Annotated in this window: 17 protein-coding genes; all 17 read right to left on the bottom strand. The window is 37.4% G+C overall.

The window, feature by feature from the left end; all coding sequences use genetic code 11:
- Nucleotides 1-368: 368 nt before the first annotated feature.
- The 17 genes from ACB089_RS19000 to ACB089_RS19080 all read right to left on the bottom strand — a co-directional run bounded on the left by ACB089_RS19000 (nucleotide 369) and on the right by ACB089_RS19080 (nucleotide 16790).
- Complete coding sequence (locus ACB089_RS19000) at nucleotides 369-2075, bottom strand: proline--tRNA ligase (RefSeq protein WP_374963483.1); 1707 nt, start codon at nucleotides 2073-2075, stop codon at nucleotides 369-371.
- Between the two features lie 184 nt (nucleotides 2076-2259).
- A complete protein-coding gene (gene rseP, locus ACB089_RS19005; RefSeq protein WP_374963484.1) occupies nucleotides 2260-3528 on the bottom strand; it encodes an RIP metalloprotease RseP in 1269 nt (422 codons plus the stop codon).
- 45 nt (nucleotides 3529-3573) lie between these two features.
- Nucleotides 3574-4719 (bottom strand): 1-deoxy-D-xylulose-5-phosphate reductoisomerase, encoded by a 1146-nt coding sequence (gene dxr, locus ACB089_RS19010; RefSeq protein WP_368635434.1) that lies wholly within the window; start codon nucleotides 4717-4719, stop codon nucleotides 3574-3576.
- 69 nt (nucleotides 4720-4788) lie between these two features.
- On the bottom strand, nucleotides 4789-5589 hold the full coding sequence (locus ACB089_RS19015; RefSeq protein ID WP_374963485.1) for a phosphatidate cytidylyltransferase: 801 nt from the start codon (nucleotides 5587-5589) through the stop codon (nucleotides 4789-4791).
- The gene (locus tag ACB089_RS19020) at nucleotides 5586-6380 is read right to left on the bottom strand and encodes an isoprenyl transferase (protein ID WP_374963486.1); all 795 of its coding nucleotides are present in this window, start codon (nucleotides 6378-6380) and stop codon (nucleotides 5586-5588) included. The genes ACB089_RS19015 and ACB089_RS19020 overlap by 4 nt, the downstream gene beginning before the upstream one ends.
- Nucleotides 6381-6766: 386 nt before the next feature.
- Nucleotides 6767-7324, bottom strand: coding sequence for a ribosome recycling factor (gene frr, locus ACB089_RS19025; protein WP_368635436.1), 558 nt, complete (start codon nucleotides 7322-7324; stop codon nucleotides 6767-6769).
- The gene (pyrH, locus tag ACB089_RS19030; protein WP_374963487.1) at nucleotides 7324-8049 is read right to left on the bottom strand and encodes a UMP kinase; all 726 of its coding nucleotides are present in this window, start codon (nucleotides 8047-8049) and stop codon (nucleotides 7324-7326) included. Before pyrH ends, frr begins: the two co-directional genes overlap by 1 nt.
- 360 nt (nucleotides 8050-8409) lie before the next feature.
- On the bottom strand, nucleotides 8410-9297 hold the full coding sequence (tsf, locus tag ACB089_RS19035; protein ID WP_374963488.1) for a translation elongation factor Ts: 888 nt from the start codon (nucleotides 9295-9297) through the stop codon (nucleotides 8410-8412).
- 101 nt (nucleotides 9298-9398) lie between these two features.
- Nucleotides 9399-10118: a 30S ribosomal protein S2 gene (gene rpsB, locus ACB089_RS19040; RefSeq protein ID WP_349660877.1), complete on the bottom strand. Its 720-nt coding sequence runs from the start codon at nucleotides 10116-10118 to the stop codon at nucleotides 9399-9401.
- Nucleotides 10119-10275: 157 nt separating this feature from the next.
- Complete coding sequence (locus tag ACB089_RS19045) at nucleotides 10276-10872, bottom strand: hypothetical protein (protein WP_374963489.1); 597 nt, start codon at nucleotides 10870-10872, stop codon at nucleotides 10276-10278.
- Between the two features lie 9 nt (nucleotides 10873-10881).
- Nucleotides 10882-11190: an RNA polymerase subunit sigma gene (locus ACB089_RS19050; protein ID WP_068983131.1), complete on the bottom strand. Its 309-nt coding sequence runs from the start codon at nucleotides 11188-11190 to the stop codon at nucleotides 10882-10884.
- A gap of 36 nt (nucleotides 11191-11226) precedes the next feature.
- Complete coding sequence (locus ACB089_RS19055) at nucleotides 11227-11997, bottom strand: FliA/WhiG family RNA polymerase sigma factor (RefSeq protein ID WP_374963490.1); 771 nt, start codon at nucleotides 11995-11997, stop codon at nucleotides 11227-11229.
- Between the two features lie 399 nt (nucleotides 11998-12396).
- On the bottom strand, nucleotides 12397-12765 hold the full coding sequence (locus ACB089_RS19060) for a hypothetical protein (protein WP_374963491.1): 369 nt from the start codon (nucleotides 12763-12765) through the stop codon (nucleotides 12397-12399).
- Entirely contained in the window at nucleotides 12765-13271 is a 507-nt protein-coding gene (locus ACB089_RS19065; protein ID WP_374963492.1) for a chemotaxis protein CheD, read from the bottom strand. Before ACB089_RS19065 ends, ACB089_RS19060 begins: the two co-directional genes overlap by 1 nt.
- Entirely contained in the window at nucleotides 13272-13904 is a 633-nt protein-coding gene (locus ACB089_RS19070) for a chemotaxis protein CheC (protein ID WP_374963493.1), read from the bottom strand.
- A gap of 9 nt (nucleotides 13905-13913) precedes the next feature.
- Nucleotides 13914-14360 (bottom strand): chemotaxis protein CheW, encoded by a 447-nt coding sequence (locus ACB089_RS19075; protein ID WP_368635444.1) that lies wholly within the window; start codon nucleotides 14358-14360, stop codon nucleotides 13914-13916.
- A 27-nt stretch (nucleotides 14361-14387) separates the two neighbouring features.
- Nucleotides 14388-16790, bottom strand: a complete 2403-nt coding sequence (locus tag ACB089_RS19080; protein WP_374963494.1) for a chemotaxis protein CheW — start codon at nucleotides 16788-16790, stop codon at nucleotides 14388-14390.
- Nucleotides 16791-16802 lie beyond the last annotated feature (12 nt).

Raw genomic sequence — 16802 nt, forward strand, 5'->3', positions numbered from 1 at the left:
TTATTATCTATTTAATGCCATTTCCATCCTTTTGGGACAAGCATTTAAAGGAAAATCAATTATGCCTTGGCATAATTGCGTCTGGGATCGGCTTTGTGCTTAGGCCTGCACGACGCAGGTCAGTTAGCCGTTATCGCATGGATGCGATGATTTTAGGCTAACATCCCCTAAGAACTCCTCTCCGATTCCATGACATCCGCCGGAGGCATTAGGCCAACACGAAGTTGGTCACTCAGTCGTTGCCACAGGACGTGGCGTTTTTAGACTGAGTTCCTCTATTTCAGCTGTGCTTGGACACCCACTAAAAAGTAGCTTAAAACCCGTATTCATCTCACCACCATTGAGATGGAGACTTCAGCTGAAAGGAGTTAATTTCTGCGAAAAAATTCATTTAAGCGATCGATGACCTCTTCTTTTTTCCATTCAAACGTTTCACCTGTTTGACGGAATTTTACTTCAACAATACCTTCAGTTGCTTTTTTACCTACTGTTACACGGACTGGTAAACCAATTAAATCAGCATCTGCAAATTTAACCCCAGCGCGCTCAGCACGATCATCTATTAGCACATCATAACGGTATGATTTCAATAAGCCATACAGCTCATCAGCTAAGGCTACTTGTGTTTCATCCTTTGTATTAACAGGTACAACATGGATATCATAAGGCGATAATTGTGTTGGCCAAATAAAACCATTTTCATCTTGGAAATGCTCAGCAACAGCAGCTAAAATACGTGATACACCAATACCGTAGCAGCCCATAATAAATGGCTGTGTCTTCCCTTGTTCGTCTAAGAATGTACCATTCATTTTTGCAGAGTAAGTTGTTCCTAATTTAAAGATATGTCCAACCTCGATACCTTCTGCAAATTTGATAGTACCTTGTCCATCTGGAGATGGATCACCCTCTTGAATAAAACGAATATCTAAGTATTCATTTATTGCAAAATCACGCTCTGGATTAACGCTTACTAAGTGGAATCCATCCTCATTTGCACCAGCTACACCGTTACGGATTGATTTAATAGCATTGTCAGCTACTACTTTTATGTCTACTGGTAATTTAACAGGACCAATTGAACCAACTCCGCAGCCTAATAAATTGCGGATTGCCTCTTCACTAGCAAGTTCAACAGAATCAGCATTAAGCGCATTTTTCAGTTTAATATCATTAATTTCGTGATCTCCGCGAGCAAGTACCACAACTAATTCACCATCAACGTCAAACACTAATGTTTTAATGACAGTAGAAGGCTCAACATTTAAGAAAGCCGATACTTCTTCGATTGTTTTTTGATCAGGTGTTGCCACTTTTTCTAGGTCTTTTAATGCTTCACCTGATGGTTGATAGTCTACAAGAACTTCTGCCATTTCGATGTTCGCAGCATAATTAGACGTGTCAGAATAGGCAATTGTATCTTCTCCAATTTCGGAAAGCACCATAAATTCATGTGTCCCTTTACCACCGATTGAGCCTGCATCTGCAATAACTGCACGGTAGTTTAAACCAAGGCGAGAGAAAATATTTGAATAAGCACGATACATATCATCATATGTTTCATCTAAACTTTCACGTGTTGCATGGAAAGAATACGCATCTTTCATAATAAACTCTCTGCCTCGTAGCAAACCAAAGCGAGGACGTTTTTCATCACGGAATTTAGTTTGAATTTGATAAAGTGTTAACGGTAACTTTTTATATGATTTAATTTCATCACGTACTAAAGTCGTAATCACTTCTTCATGTGTTGGTCCTAATGCAAAGTCGCGGTCATGACGGTCTTTCAAACGCATTAATTCTGGTCCGTATTTTTCCCAGCGACCTGATTCCTGCCAAAGTTCCGCAGATTGTAATGAAGGCATTAAAAGCTCAATTGAATTGATTGCTTCCATTTCTTCACGAATAATATTTTCTATTTTTGTCAACACACGTTTTGCAAGCGGTAAATACGAGTATACCCCACTTGTATTTTGACGAATAAACCCTGCACGTAGTAATTGCTTATGTGATTTTACTTCTGCATCAGCAGGTACTTCACGTAGCGTTGGGATTAATGTTTTACTTTGCTTCATTCAGTGTTCCACCTTTTTTAATAAATATGTTTTTATACTCTAATTAGCATAAACAAATTTAGCTTTGAGCGCAATGTTTCAAAAAAATTGCGCTCAAAGCTATCTTTTCAATCAGTTTTCACCTTGGCGGTCATTGTGATATTCGCTAGGCTTTTTCTAAATTATGTTTTACTTGATAATTTAGTTAAAAGAAAAATCGTTGTATATCGTTCCATGTAACGATGACCATTAGAATCATTAATAGTACGATACCTACAAAATGCACAAGACCCTCTTTTTGACGATCAATTGGCTTACCACGTAATGCTTCGTAGCCGAAGAATAATAGACGACCACCATCAAGTGCTGGGAGCGGTAGTAAGTTCATAATTCCAAGGTTAATACTTAACATTGCAGCCCAATTCATTAAATTCATGAATCCATATTGAGCTACTGCTTCTGTAGCTTTATAAATACCAACTGGACCTGATAGAGCATCTATCGTGAATTTACCGGTAACTAACATACCGAGCAACTCAAATATTCGAACCGTCATATTATAGGTTTCTTGAGCGCCATAAACAACTGCCTTCAATGGATTAAATTCACGTGGGCTCTCGTACTTAACACCAATTTGACCAAACGTCTCACCCGTATTTTCATCTGTCATTTCTTTAACCGTCATTGGAAGATTTTTTGTTTGTCCATCTCGTTCAATTGTTACATTAATTGTTTCACCTGGACGATCTTGTACATTTCCAGCTAAATCTTGCCATTTTTCAACCGCTTGTCCGTCGATGGCAGTTACTTTATCACCGGCAACCATTCCTGCCTGTGCAGCTGGATCATTTGCTACAACTTCTGTTATGATTGGCTCATACGTTGGTACCCCGTAAAATAATCCAATTAACAAATAAATAACAAAAGCTAAAATAAAGTTAAACAATGGACCTGCAAAGATTGTCATGGCACGTTGACCAACTGTTTTAGCGTTAAACTGACGATCATATGGTGCAATTAACGTTTCTCTACCGTTTTCTACGAGCATACAATCTCTTGCAACATTGTAACGAACTAATTTTTCTTCTTCATCATAGCCTTCTACAAACAATTCTTTTTCTAAATCGGCACGCTCAACTTCTAAAAATAATAAATCTGGTAATTGCTTATTATTTTGATTGAAAATAATTTTCTTCACCACATTATCTTCATCTACAATAAGCCCTACGCGGTAGCCCGGCTGTAATTCGGCGCCATCCATGTCTTCACCAGCCATACGAACGTATCCACCAATCGGCAATAAACGTACCGTATAGATTGTTTCACCATGTGTTCTCCAATAAATTTTTGGTCCCATACCAATGGCGAATTCTCGAACCATGATTCCTGCGCGTTTCGCAAACAAGAAGTGACCGAATTCATGGAAGAATACGAGTAGGCCAAATATTAAAATAAATGCAATAGCTGTTTGCATAATACCCCACCTTTAAAAACGAATAGTTAACGATATCTTCTCTCGTTATTTTACCATGTCTAACACTGTTTTTCTTGTTTCACCATCTACATGTAAAATTGTTTGCAAATCTGGCACTAATATGTTGTTATGTGCCTGCATTACACGCTCAATCGTTTCGTCAATTTCAAGGAATGTTATTTGCCCTTGTAAAAATGCCGCAACTGCCGCTTCATTCGCCGCATTCATCGCCGTTAAAATTGTACCGCCTGTACGCCCAGCCTCATAAGCTAGACGCAATGCTGGATAACGTTCAAAATCCATTTCTTTAAAATGTAACTGACCAATTTGTGCTAAATTAAGTCGTTGTCCGTTATGTAGCGGCATACGATCTGGGTAGCTTAAGGCATATTGAATAGGTACACGCATGTCCGGTGTACCTAGCTGTGCAATGACACTAGTATCATGATACTCAACTAATGAGTGAATAATACTTTCTCTATGCAAAAGTACATCAATTTTATCATAAGGCATATCGAATAAGACATGTGCTTCAATGACTTCTAGCCCTTTATTCATCATTGTAGCTGAATCTATCGTTATTTTCGCCCCCATTGACCAGTTCGGGTGATTTAGTGCATCTGCAACTGTTACATGCTTCAATTCCTCACGTGTTTTGTCACGGAAGCTACCACCAGAAGCTGTAATGATTAAACGTTCAATATTTTTCGGATTCTCACCGTTCATCGATTGGAAAATTGCAGAATGCTCACTATCAACCGGCAAAATTGTTGCATTATATTTCTTTGCCTCCGCCATTACTAAATGTCCAGCAGTGACAAGTGTCTCTTTATTGGCAATTGCAATGGTTTTGCCCATACGAATTGCGGCTAATGTCGATTCTAGTCCAACACTCCCGAGAACAGCGTTTACAAGCACTGTTGAATCAGGGTGTGTAGCCACCTCTACTAGTCCTTTTGCTCCAAACGTAAAATGGACTTGTGGATATTCCTTAGCGAGCGTAAGTGCATCTTCCTCTAATTGAACAGATACTAGCTCAGGCTTCAAAGTTTCGATCATTTCACGAGTTTTATCGATGTTTTTTCCAGAAGAAAAGGCCACTAAATGAAAGGCTTCACGTTGTTCTTTTAAAATATCATAGGTTTGCCAACCGATTGAACCAGTTGCACCAAGTAAACTTATTTTTTTCACGACAAATTGTCCCCTTTTTCTATCTAAGCAAATAAAAATGTACGATATAGAGCAATGCTTCTATTGTTCTTAGTTACCGAAAAGATGTAAAAAATGTAGTAATGGCACGACGAATAATAGACTATCAAAGCGGTCTAAAATACCACCATGCCCAGGCAAAATATTACCTGAATCCTTGACGTCAAAATGACGCTTTATAGCTGATTCCACTAAATCGCCCATTTGACCGATAATTGAGGCAAAGATTGTCACGAAAATAAGTGAAACATAGCTATTCATAAATGGATAAATCGCTTGCATTCCGATAGCAAAGATCACCGCAATGACAATCCCACCTACAAAGCCCTCTACAGTTTTCTTAGGTGAAATTTCAGGCCATAGCTTATTTTTACCTAGCTTTCTTCCCACAAAGTATGCGCCTGAGTCAGTTGTCCAAACAACTAGCAAACAGTAGACAACATATTCAAGACCGACATTTCTTGTTTCATTTAAATAATGAAAGCCTAGGCCAACATAAAACGCACCTAATAATATAAAAGCAACTTCATCAAATGTTATTTTATTTTTCACAAGGACTACGTATATGAGCAATAACATCATAAGTCCATAAACAACCATTAGCGTGGACGAATAGCCAATTGCCTCTACGACTTCACTAGACCAGTCCTTTGGTATAACAAGCAATATTAATGTTAGTAGCCCTAAAAAGCCAGGCACTGAAAAAAGTGAAATACCTTTCATTTTTAGTATTTCATAAAAGCCGACAACAGCCATTGCAAGCACAAGTAGTGTAAATGGCACTTTTCCATAAATAACGAATGGAATAAATAGCGCTGCTGCAATTATTGCTGTGATAATTCGTTGTTTCAAGTTGTTTCTTCTCCCTTCAGCCCACCGTAACGGCGATTACGTTTCTGATAGTTTTCCACCGCTTCCAGTAAGTTTCCCTCGCTAAAATCTGGCCACAATGTATTTGTAAACCAAAATTCTGTATAAGCGAGCTGCCATAACATAAAGTTGCTTAATCGTACTTCACCACTTGTACGAATTAACAAATCTGGCTCTGGCAGATGGGCCGTCATTAAATGAGATGTCAAGCATTCTTCTGTTATGTCTTCCATCGTTAATTGACCGTCTTGCACTTTTTGAAGCATTGTTTTCATGGCGCCAACCATTTCTGAACGACTTCCATAATTCAGAGCAAAATTTAAAATTAATCCTGTATTATGCTTCGTTTCCTCCATCGCCTCATACAATGCTTTTTGTGTATGTGCAGGCAACAAAGATGAATCGCCGATCATTTCAACACGTACATTGCGTTCCATCATTTCAGGTAAAAAGGAACCTAAAAATTCAACAGGTAAACGCATTAGAAAATCGACCTCTGTTTTTGGTCGTTTCCAATTTTCCGTAGAGAACGCGTACACCGTTAAAACTTTAATACCTAGATCTGATGCAAATCTAGTTACCTTTCGCACCGTCTTCATACCTTCATGGTGTCCAGCAACACGTGGCATGGCACGTTTCTTCGCCCAACGTCCATTTCCGTCCATAATAATCGCTACATGGGCAGGAATCGGCTCGTTTTTAGCATGGGCAACACGTTCCTCCAATGATAGTGTATCCATTTTTATTTGTTTACCTAATAGCTTTTTAAACATGCTAACTCCCCCACTACAACTAATCGGACGTATTCTAACCTATCATAACAAACAAAAGCGCTTTTTGTCTTTTTTTTCCCTCTAAATTGACTATGTATGAACTATCTTATTTTAGAACAACAATTTTATAAAGAAAAGCCTGTAAAGAAGTCTGATAATTGTATCACACCATCTACGAAGACTTAATCCGAGGCATTCCCCTCAAATCGCGTAAAAAACAGTTCCTCTTAAATCTTAAGCAAAAATAGATGATAGGTTATTTTCATTAAAACTAAATATATTCTGTTACATAATAATTTAACAGTAAAGAGAAAAGACGTCCTGTTATTTATAGGACGCCTTCATCTCATTAAAAAGTTCCATCATAGACATGCAAATTGAGTTTTTTACACTTCTAGAATTTCTTTTTCTTTGTCTTTCGTTACTTGATCTACCTTTACAATGAAATCATCCGTTAATTTTTGAATGTCTTCACCGTAGCCACGTAGATCATCTTCTGTGATTTCGCCAGCTTTTTCAAGTTTTTTTAGATCATCATTGGCATCGCGACGAACGTTACGTACAGCGATTTTTGCATCTTCTGCTTCTTTTTTCACTTGCTTCACAAGATCTTTACGACGCTCTTCTGTTAAAGCAGGAATCATTAAACGAATGACAGAACCATCGTTTGTTGGTGTAATACCAATATCTGATTTCATAATTGCTTTTTCAATTTCACCTAAAATCGTTTTATCGTAAGGTGCAATAACTAATAAACGCGCTTCTGGTACCGAAACACCTGCAAGCTGATTAATTGGTGTTGGTGCACCATAATATTCAACTGAAATGCGATCTAATAGAGATGCATTTGCACGCCCTGCACGGATTGAAGATAGTTCACGTGTGAAAGCAGCGATTGTTTTATTCATTTTTTCTGTAGTTTGTTCTAAAACTTGTTTAGTCATTATGCATTCCTCCTAACAACAGTTCCAATTTTTTCACCTTGTACGGCACGTTTAATATTACCTGGTTCCGTAATCGAGAAGACAATTAACGGAATATCGTTATCCATACATAAAGTTGAAGCTGTAGAATCCATTACTTGTAAACCTTGTTGAATAACGTCTAAATATGTGAGTGTTTCGTATTTAACGGCAGTCGTGTCTACCTTTGGATCTGCAGAATAAACACCATCTACATTATTTTTTGCCATTAAAATTGCATCTGCGTCGATTTCTGCTGCTCGTAATGCTGCAGTAGTATCAGTAGAGAAGAACGGGTTACCTGTACCTGCCGCAAAAATTACAACTCGTTTTTTCTCTAGATGACGAACTGCTTTACGACGAATGTAAGGCTCTGCTACTTGTGTCATCACGATGGAAGATTGTACACGTGTTTCAATCCCTAATTTTTCAAGTGCATCTTGTAACGCTAAGGAGTTCATAACTGTTGCTAGCATACCCATATAATCGGCTGCTGCACGATCCATGCCCATTTCGCTACCAATTTTTCCACGCCATATGTTACCGCCACCTACAACAACAGCAACTTCTACATCAAGATCTACTACTTCTTTTACTTCTTCTGCAACAGACTTGATTATTTTTGGTGATAGACCGAAGCCCGCCTCTCCAGCTAACGCTTCACCACTTAATTTTATAACTACTCGTTTATATTGTGGCACACTCATTGTAAACCTCCATCAGACTTTATTTAAAACATCTCTATTCCCTTTTCCATTATAATATATATAACAATAATTGCTAGTTGTGAATAAGGCAGAATAGGAAATTATATGGCTCATCACCATAACGTGTGGTTGATTTCCGTTCCGACTGGGCGCTTTCCTGAGGATGTCCAGCCTCCACTTCAATCAACTTATATACATAGCATATGTTTTAACAAATGTTATCCACAACTTTTGGTAGATGAACCAACGCTATCTTTTTTTTGCTCATTTCGGAAAAATAGGGAACACGCTATGTTGTGTTCCCCATTTTTAGTCTAGAAAATCTAGATATTATTTGATTAGGATCAAATGCAAGCTAAATTAGTTACCTTTAACTTGGCTCATTACTTCTTCAGCGAAGTTATCTTCACGTTTTTCGATACCTTCACCTACAGCGTAACGTACGAAGCCGTTTACTGAACCGCCAGTTGAAGCAACGAAGTCACGTACTTTTTGATCTGAGTTTTTAACGAATGATTGGTCAAGTAAGCAAACATCTTCGAAATATTTACCAAGACGTCCTTCAACCATTTTCGCTACGATATTTTCTGGTTTACCTTCGTTAAGTGCTTGTTCAGTTAATACTTTACGCTCACGTTCAACTTCTTCAGCAGAAACTTCATCACGAGAAACATAAGTTGGGTTAATAGCTGCGATGTGCATAGCAACATCTTTAGCAGCAGAAGCATCTGTAGAACCTTCTAAAGTAACTAATACACCGATGCGGCCGCCCATGTGTAAGTAAGAACCGAATGCATCTGCATCAGTTTTTGTTTTCACTTCGAAACGACGAAGAGTAATTTTTTCACCGATTGTTGCAATTGCTGTTGAAATTTGGTCAACAACTTTTACACCTTCAGCATTTGCAATCTCTAATGCAGCTTCAATTGATGCAGGTTTAGCAGCAAGTAATTGTTCAGCTAATGAAGCAACTAATACTTGGAATTTATCATTTTTAGAAACAAAGTCAGTTTCAGCATTTACTTCTAGGATGATTGCTTCGTTACCATTTTCTAAAATGTATGTTGTACCTTCTGCAGCGATACGGTCAGCTTTTTTAGCAGCTGAAGAAAGTCCTTTTTCACGTAGGAAATCGATTGCAGCTTCTAAATTGCCATCAGTTTCTACTAACGCTTTTTTACAATCCATCATTCCAGCGCCAGTTTTTTCGCGTAATTCTTTTACTAATTGTGCAGTAATGTTTGCCATTTAGTGTTTCCTCCTTAAGTTGGTTGAACAAATTTTATTGATAGGTTCTAAAAAAGGTGATAAGGGTCCTGAGCCACTTATCACCTTTTTGTAAACGTGAATTACTCAGCAGCAGCTTCTACAGCTGGAGCTTCTTCTTCACCTTGTTTTGACTCGATTAATGCGTCAGCCATTTTAGCAGTTAAAAGTTTAACAGCGCGAATAGCATCATCATTAGCAGGGATTACGTAGTCGATTTCATCTGGATCACAGTTTGTATCAACAATACCTACTAGAGGGATGTTTAATTTAATAGCTTCTGCAACAGCAATACGTTCTTTACGTGGGTCAACAACGAACATTACGTCTGGAAGAGCTTGCATATCACGGATACCGCCTAAGAATTTGATTAGACGTTCGTGTTCTTTTTTAAGTTGGATTACTTCTTTTTTAGGTAGAACTTCAAAAGTTCCATCTTCTTCCATTTTTTCGATTGCTTTCATACGTGCAACACGTTTTTGAATTGTACCGAAGTTTGTAAGAGTACCACCTAACCAACGTTGGTTGATGTAGTAGTTGCCTGAACGTTCAGCTTCATCTTTGATCGCTTCTTGTGCTTGTTTTTTCGTACCAACGAAAAGAACTTTACCACCGTCTTGACCAACTTGACGCATGAAGTCATAAGCTTCCTCTAATTTTTTAACAGTTTTTTGTAAGTCGATGATGTAGATCCCGTTACGCTCAACGAAGATATATTTCTTCATTTTTGGGTTCCAACGACGAGTTTGGTGACCGAAATGTACACCAGCTTCAAGTAATTGTTTCATAGAAATTACTGACATGTGTATTTCCTCCTAGTATGTTTGGTTTTTATCCTCCGCATTTATCACTTGCAACAAGCTACCCTAAGCTTAGAGCACCACTTACTACATCAAAATGCGTGTGTATTAATAACACCATTTGCAACTATATCATAGCTTTATCCCATTCGCAACTGTTTTAGTTATGAAACTTCAATAATAGCTCGATTTCTGTTTTTCCTCTTTGAAGCTGCTTTGCAATTTCTTCTGATGTTTTACCTTGTTTCGCTAATTCAATAACTTGTTGTTCTATTGTTAATGGCTTTACTTCGTCTTTTCGTCTTGCTTCATTTAATTGTTCGGCTGAATGTACAACCTTTGCTTCAGTCTTAACTCCAGGTTGTTGCTGACGTGAATAAGCATTGGCTACGATCTTTTTTGGCACATAAATACGCGGTTCATGATCTACACTATTAGAACCGTCTACTGTGCTTTCTTCCTCTGTCAGCGAAGGAGATTGCTCCTGCTCCTTTTGTCTCGCAATCTGCTCTACCTGTTTAACAGCATTCGTTTTAGTTGCAGTCATTGAAACACTTTGCAACTCTTGAATTAGGCGATCGTTTTCATCTTTCATTTCAGCTAAATAGACACTTATAGTATCATCCATTTCACGCATTAAACGTTCTTGCTTTTTTTCTAATTCTTTAAATTTTGCTAGTTTTGTATTTAAAATGATGAGGAAATAAAATGAAAGTAATTGTAAAAAAAATAGTACCACAATTAGTATGGTTGTCATTGTAAACTCCTATCCACTAAAATCCACGAAATTACCCTTAAACGGATGTTGAACCTGTTTTTTCGGCTCTTCGTTATTATTTTTTTTCTTTTTTCGAGTACCTTTTATATACTCGACACCCGCTTCTTCATCTTCACCAATCTCATCCATACCCTCAGAAGTATTCACAACTTTTTGCTTGCGTTCAATTTCTTTTTTTAACGCTTCATTTGCATGTGCTTGCTGAGCCAAAGTTTGTTGATGTGCCTGATCTGCCATTTTCCCAGCTTCAAATGTTTTCGGAATAGCTATTTGTAGTTCGACACCCTTTAAACTCATTAGACTTCCTCCTTCAATAGTAGGTATATAAGGTCATTACGCATTAATCATTTCGTTAGATAATAATTTTCGTAACTTTAATAACGCCTTAGAGTGGATTTGTGAAATACGTGACGTAGATAGTTCCAACATTTCCCCAATTTCTGTTAATGTTAATTCTTCTGTATAAAATAAACTAAGCACCAGTTGCTCTTTATCATTTAGCTTTTGGATATTTTCAGCTAAGTCTTCCAGTAATTCTGACTTAACGATCGCTTGCTCAGGGGTCTCAGTCGTATCATCACGTATAACAAATGACTTTCCATCCGTTTCATCTTGATCTTGCTGCTCATTAATGGAAAGAACATTTGAAAAGAAATGTTCCTGTACAGTTTGGTGAACTTCCTCAATAGGTAAAGCCATATGCTCCGCAAGCTCTTCAGGTGTTACATGACGCATATATTTTTGTTCTAAATGTTCAATTTGTGCATCTAATTTCTTTGCCTTTTCACGAGCTGAACGCGGCAACCAATCTTCCTTACGTAAACCATCTATAATTGCTCCTCTTACTCTAAAAGAAGCATATGTATCAAATTTCAAGTCTCTATTAATATCAAATTTATTTAATGCATCAAAAAGACCTAACATGCCTAAGCTCGTTAAATCGTCTCGAGATACACTCTTTGGTAAACCCGTACCAATGCGCTGTACATGATATGATACTAGAGAAATATATTTTTTTATTAGCATATCACCAGCATCTGGATCGCGCTCATGTATCCAACGATTCCACAGCTTTTGTTCATCGTTCAGAATTGGTTGTGTCATGTAATCCACCTCTCTTAAGAAAAACGCATTTACGCGCCTGTTTGCCATTGACTACGATTACCTTCTAGAAAGAAATATGTACCTTATTGTTCTTTTTCCTGCCAAAATTCTGTTCAATCGATAGGGGCGTTAGCCATAAGCCTCTCACATAAAAAACATTGCCCTTCTTTCCTATATTATAACAAGAATCGACTTTAATTTCATTTGTTTCTCCTACTCTATCACAGATTCTTTAAATTTATTTGTCGGCCATATTTTAGTTTGGTTATAGCCAAAATCCGTCTAGTTTTAAAAGAGAATCAGGATGTAGCTCTTTAGCCAAGACGAAAACTATGCCCTTGGTTTTCCACCGAACAGTAGCTTTCACAAAAAAAGAGCCGCTATTCGCGACTCGTATGTTTATGCATTTATTTGCTGTTCATCCTCACGATTCATCATCGTTCGTACAACCTGGGCAATTTCATCTGAGCTTTCATCCTGAAACTCAACGGTTGAGTTAGCCGTCGGTGTTTCTTGATCTTCCTTGGAATTGACAGATTCGCTTTCTTCTAGCTCACCTTCAACGACTTCTTCATCGCCCTCTGGTGTGAATAAAACGTAGGCAATTAAAAACCTTATAATATACATGACAAAAAACATAATTATTCCCGCTACAAATGATCCTATGATAATACGTAATGGTGTAAAAGGTTTTTGAAATGTACTAAAAAAATAGAGAGAAAAGGCAGCTAACGCACCCCATAGGTTATAAAAAATAGAACCAAACATTATATTTCACTCACTCCTTGGTTTACCGTTCGAATATGTAATGTCGACGTCGCAGGAGAAAATTCAATTGTTCTCCCACTATTACCACCCGTGTCTTCGGCAACTAAAGGAATTCCATGGCGTTTTAACTCAAACTTTACCGCTTCTACATTACGCGGACCGATACGCATTGAATCTTTGTCAGAGGTAAATTGAAACATCTGCGCACCACCCGCAATTTTTGCCTTTAGCTTAAATTTTTGAACGCCTTCTAACTTTAATAGGTCAATCATTGCCGCAACGCTTGTGTCAGCAAATTTAGCCACATTTATTGACTCTTGTCTACCTAAACTCGAATCTGGCAACATTACATGTATTAAACCAGCAATTTTTTTTGACTCATCATATAAAATAACACCTACACAAGATCCAAGACCTGATGTTCTGATCGTGTTTGGTAACTTTACTACATCCATTTGTGCAATTCCAACTTTTATCACTTGTCCATTACTATTACTCAGTATCATCTATGAAACTCCTAATGCTTTAAAAATAGCATCAAATGAATCTGGATCCGGTAATAAGAAAAAATGTCCTTTTACTGTTTCTTGGTCCTCTGCACCGTCTTCAAAAATGGATGTATTTATTACGATTACATTATCGCTAACATGTGATAATTCAATCAAACCAATACTAATAATGGCACCAAACATATCAACACTTAGTCCTGGGACTGTCGGATAAATTTTTAAATTTGTAAAGTCAGATAACGCTGATAAATAAGAGCCAGATAAAATATTACCCATTTCCTGCATAGCTGATAAACCTAACTCTGAAACAGGTTGTTTTTTAAAGTCGAATGATTCATCGTATATGAGACGACGGATAAAACGATTTGCTTGTTCAATTGGTAGGATAAAAAACATACTACCTTCAGCATCACCTTCAATGCGTAGATAGATTCCAACTACGACATTTTCAGATCCTCCAGCAAGCTCCATCATGTCATTAAATGACACCATTTCAACCTTTGGTACTCGCATATCAATTTTTTTACCAAGTAAATTGGAAAGTGCTGTAGCAGCATGCGCAGCACCAATATTTCCAATTTCTTTCAATACGTCTAAATGTAGTGATGTAATTTTTTGATTAAATATCATTATCGACCCCTACTTTAGTGGATTTAGTACTTTCTCTAAATGTAATAATATTAATAAACGTTTATCTATTTTAGCTACGCCTGAAATAAACTCTTCTCCAAGTGAACCAACTACTTCTGGCTGTGGTTCAATTGAGTTTGCAGGTATGTCTAACACATCATTTGCAGAATCTACTACGAAGCCTACTTCCATATCCTCTAATGAAATAATGATAATACGAGTTGTTTCTTCATGCTCAGAGATCGGTAACTCAAATCGTTCACGTAAGTCCACAATTGGTGTTACGACACCGCGTAGATTAATAACACCTTTTACAAATTTCGCTGTTTTTGGTACACGTGTAATATGCATTAGTTTTTCAATCCCTTGAACATGCGATACAGGAATCGCATATTCTTTATCTGCTAATTGAAAAACAATCACTTTAATACTTTCTTGTTCCACTGCGTTTGTCATTGTTTACACCTCTCTTATTCATTCACTTTATTTAATAAGTGCGTTACAATCCACAATTAAGGCTACTTTCCCATTACCTAAAATTGTTGCACCTGAAATTGCAAAGATATTCGTTAAGTAATTTCCTAATGATTTCAGAACAATTTCTTGTTGACCAATGAATGAATCCACTACTAAACCAGCAAGCTTCTCACCTTTTCGAACGATGACCACTGAATGGAATTCGTCAACCTGTGGTTCTTTGCGAGGTACCTCAAAGATTTCTTCTAAGAATACTAGTGGTACTACTTTGCCACGGAAATCGATTACTTTTTGATTATGCGCATTCATAATTTCTGATGAACGGATAATGGAAGTTTCAATAATTGATGAAAGTGGAATTGCATAAATCTCTTTTTCAATTTCTACTAGCATGACAGAAATAATCGATAATGTCAGTGGTAATTGAATCGAGAATATTGAGCCTACGTCTTGTGTAGATTCAATGGAAATATTTCCACCCAATGATTCTATTGTTGTTTTAACAACGTCTAATCCTACGCCTCGGCCTGATACATCAGAAATAACATCTGCTGTTGAGAATCCAGAAGCCAAAATAAGCTCATTAATTTGCTTATCTGACATTGAGTATGATTGTTCTTGTGTAACAATACCTTTAGAAATAGCTTTCGCTAGTACTTTTTCACGGTTAATACCTGCTCCATCGTCTTCAATTTCAATAAAGACATAGTTACCGCTATGATAAGCACGTAGTACAACCGTTCCTTCTTCTGGCTTTCCTTTCGCAAGGCGAGCTGTAGGATTTTCAATACCATGGTCGACAGAGTTACGGATTAAATGAACAAGTGGATCTCCAATTTCATCGATTACAGTACGATCTAGCTCGGTTTCGGCACCGATAATTTCCAGGTTAATCTTCTTATTAAGATCACGAGATAACTGACGGATCATTTTTGGGAAGCGGTTGAATACTGTTTCAACCGGAACCATACGCATCGTTAAAATAATTGTTTGTAAGTCACCCATGACGCGGCTCATACGCTCTACAGTTTCATTTAACTCACCGTGATTAACCTCAGTTGAAATGGACTGTAGTCGCCCTCGATCTATCACAAGCTCTTCAAATAAGTTCATTAAAATATCAAGACGCTCGATATTAACACGAATTGTTTTATTACCAACAGGCGCATGGCTTTTATCAGCTTTAGCAGGAGCTGCCGCTTTTGCAGGTTTAGGTGCTGGAGTAGTGTTTTCAGGTGCAGTAGCAGGTTTAGCCTCCGGTTCTATCGTTGCTGTAGCTGTTACTTCTTGAATCGCTTGTTCTTTTTTACTAAATTGCTTTTCTTCGATCGTAGCGACAATCACTTCTTCGACTTCTGAAACTTTCATAATCTTTTTCTGCATATCTTCAGCAGATTCTTTTGTCACGAAAGCTACATAAAATTGTTGATCGAACTGCTCATCTTCAAGCTTATCTACAGATGGATTTGATTTAATAACATCCCCATCTTTTTCTAAGATTTCAAACACCATAAATACACGTGCCGCTTTTAACAGACAGTCCTCACGTAGTCTCACTGAAATTTCAAATGCATTGAAACCTTGTTCAGCAGATTGTGCAATAACTGTTTCTTCAAAGCTGTCATACTCTAAAACACTTGCTACAGCAGTAACTGTTGTCCCAATAGTTGCGACAATCACTTCCTCAACTTCTGAAACTTTCATAATCTTTTTCTGTATATCTTCAGCAGATTCTTTAGTTACGAAAGCTACGCAAAATTGTTGGTCGAACTGTTCGTCTTCAAGCTTTTCTACAGATGGATTTGATTTAATAACATCCCCATCTTTTTCTAAAATCTCAAACACCATGAATACACGTGCTGCTTTTAAAAGACAGTCCTCACGTAATCGCACTGATATTTCAAATGCATTGAAACCTTGTTCAGCAGATTGTGTAATAACTGTTTGTTCAAAGCTGTCATACTCTAAAACACTAGCTACAGCAGTAACTGGTGTCTCAGTAGTTGCTACTACTTCAGGAATCGCGTACTCACCTAATTCAATACGCTTTAACTGCGCTACAGTTGAGGATACATCACGCTTTCCATCTCCGCCATTCGCAATGTCCATTACCATTTCTTCTAGATGGTCTACAGACTCAAAGACAACATCTAAAATTTCAGGAGTTACATGGATTTTCTCGTTTCGGATTGCATCTAACACGTTTTCCATTTTATGAGTTAAATCCGCTAAATCTTCAAAGCCCATTGTTGCAGACATACCTTTTAATGTATGTGCAGAGCGGAAAATTTCTCCAACAATTGCCAAATCATCTGGATTTTTTTCTAGTTCTAATAAATGTTCACTACATGCTTGTAAATGGTCTTTACTTTCTTCGATAAACATCTCTAAATATTGATTGACTTCCATAAGAGGACACCC

Source organism: Lysinibacillus sp. RS10, assembly GCF_041956855.1.
Classification (GTDB): Bacteria; Bacillota; Bacilli; order Bacillales_A; family Planococcaceae; genus Lysinibacillus; species Lysinibacillus xylanilyticus_A.

What these genes read in the sequence shown, in the direction of transcription:
- ACB089_RS19000 (WP_374963483.1), bottom strand. Translation starts at nt 2,075, where the DNA reads ATGAAGCAAAGTAAAACATTAATCCCAACGCTACGTGAAGTACCTGCT.
- rseP (WP_374963484.1), bottom strand. Translation starts at nt 3,528, where the DNA reads ATGCAAACAGCTATTGCATTTATTTTAATATTTGGCCTACTCGTATTC.
- ACB089_RS19020 (WP_374963486.1), bottom strand. Translation starts at nt 6,380, where the DNA reads ATGTTTAAAAAGCTATTAGGTAAACAAATAAAAATGGATACACTATCA.
- frr (WP_368635436.1), bottom strand. Translation starts at nt 7,324, where the DNA reads ATGACTAAACAAGTTTTAGAACAAACTACAGAAAAAATGAATAAAACA.
- pyrH (WP_374963487.1), bottom strand. Translation starts at nt 8,049, where the DNA reads ATGAGTGTGCCACAATATAAACGAGTAGTTATAAAATTAAGTGGTGAA.
- tsf (WP_374963488.1), bottom strand. Translation starts at nt 9,297, where the DNA reads ATGGCAAACATTACTGCACAATTAGTAAAAGAATTACGCGAAAAAACT.
- rpsB (WP_349660877.1), bottom strand. Translation starts at nt 10,118, where the DNA reads ATGTCAGTAATTTCTATGAAACAATTACTTGAAGCTGGTGTACATTTC.
- ACB089_RS19045 (WP_374963489.1), bottom strand. Translation starts at nt 10,872, where the DNA reads ATGACAACCATACTAATTGTGGTACTATTTTTTTTACAATTACTTTCA.
- ACB089_RS19050 (WP_068983131.1), bottom strand. Translation starts at nt 11,190, where the DNA reads ATGAGTTTAAAGGGTGTCGAACTACAAATAGCTATTCCGAAAACATTT.
- ACB089_RS19055 (WP_374963490.1), bottom strand. Translation starts at nt 11,997, where the DNA reads ATGACACAACCAATTCTGAACGATGAACAAAAGCTGTGGAATCGTTGG.
- ACB089_RS19060 (WP_374963491.1), bottom strand. Translation starts at nt 12,765, where the DNA reads ATGTTTGGTTCTATTTTTTATAACCTATGGGGTGCGTTAGCTGCCTTT.
- ACB089_RS19065 (WP_374963492.1), bottom strand. Translation starts at nt 13,271, where the DNA reads ATGATACTGAGTAATAGTAATGGACAAGTGATAAAAGTTGGAATTGCA.
- ACB089_RS19070 (WP_374963493.1), bottom strand. Translation starts at nt 13,904, where the DNA reads ATGATATTTAATCAAAAAATTACATCACTACATTTAGACGTATTGAAA.
- ACB089_RS19075 (WP_368635444.1), bottom strand. Translation starts at nt 14,360, where the DNA reads ATGACAAACGCAGTGGAACAAGAAAGTATTAAAGTGATTGTTTTTCAA.
- ACB089_RS19080 (WP_374963494.1), bottom strand. Translation starts at nt 16,790, where the DNA reads ATGGAAGTCAATCAATATTTAGAGATGTTTATCGAAGAAAGTAAAGAC.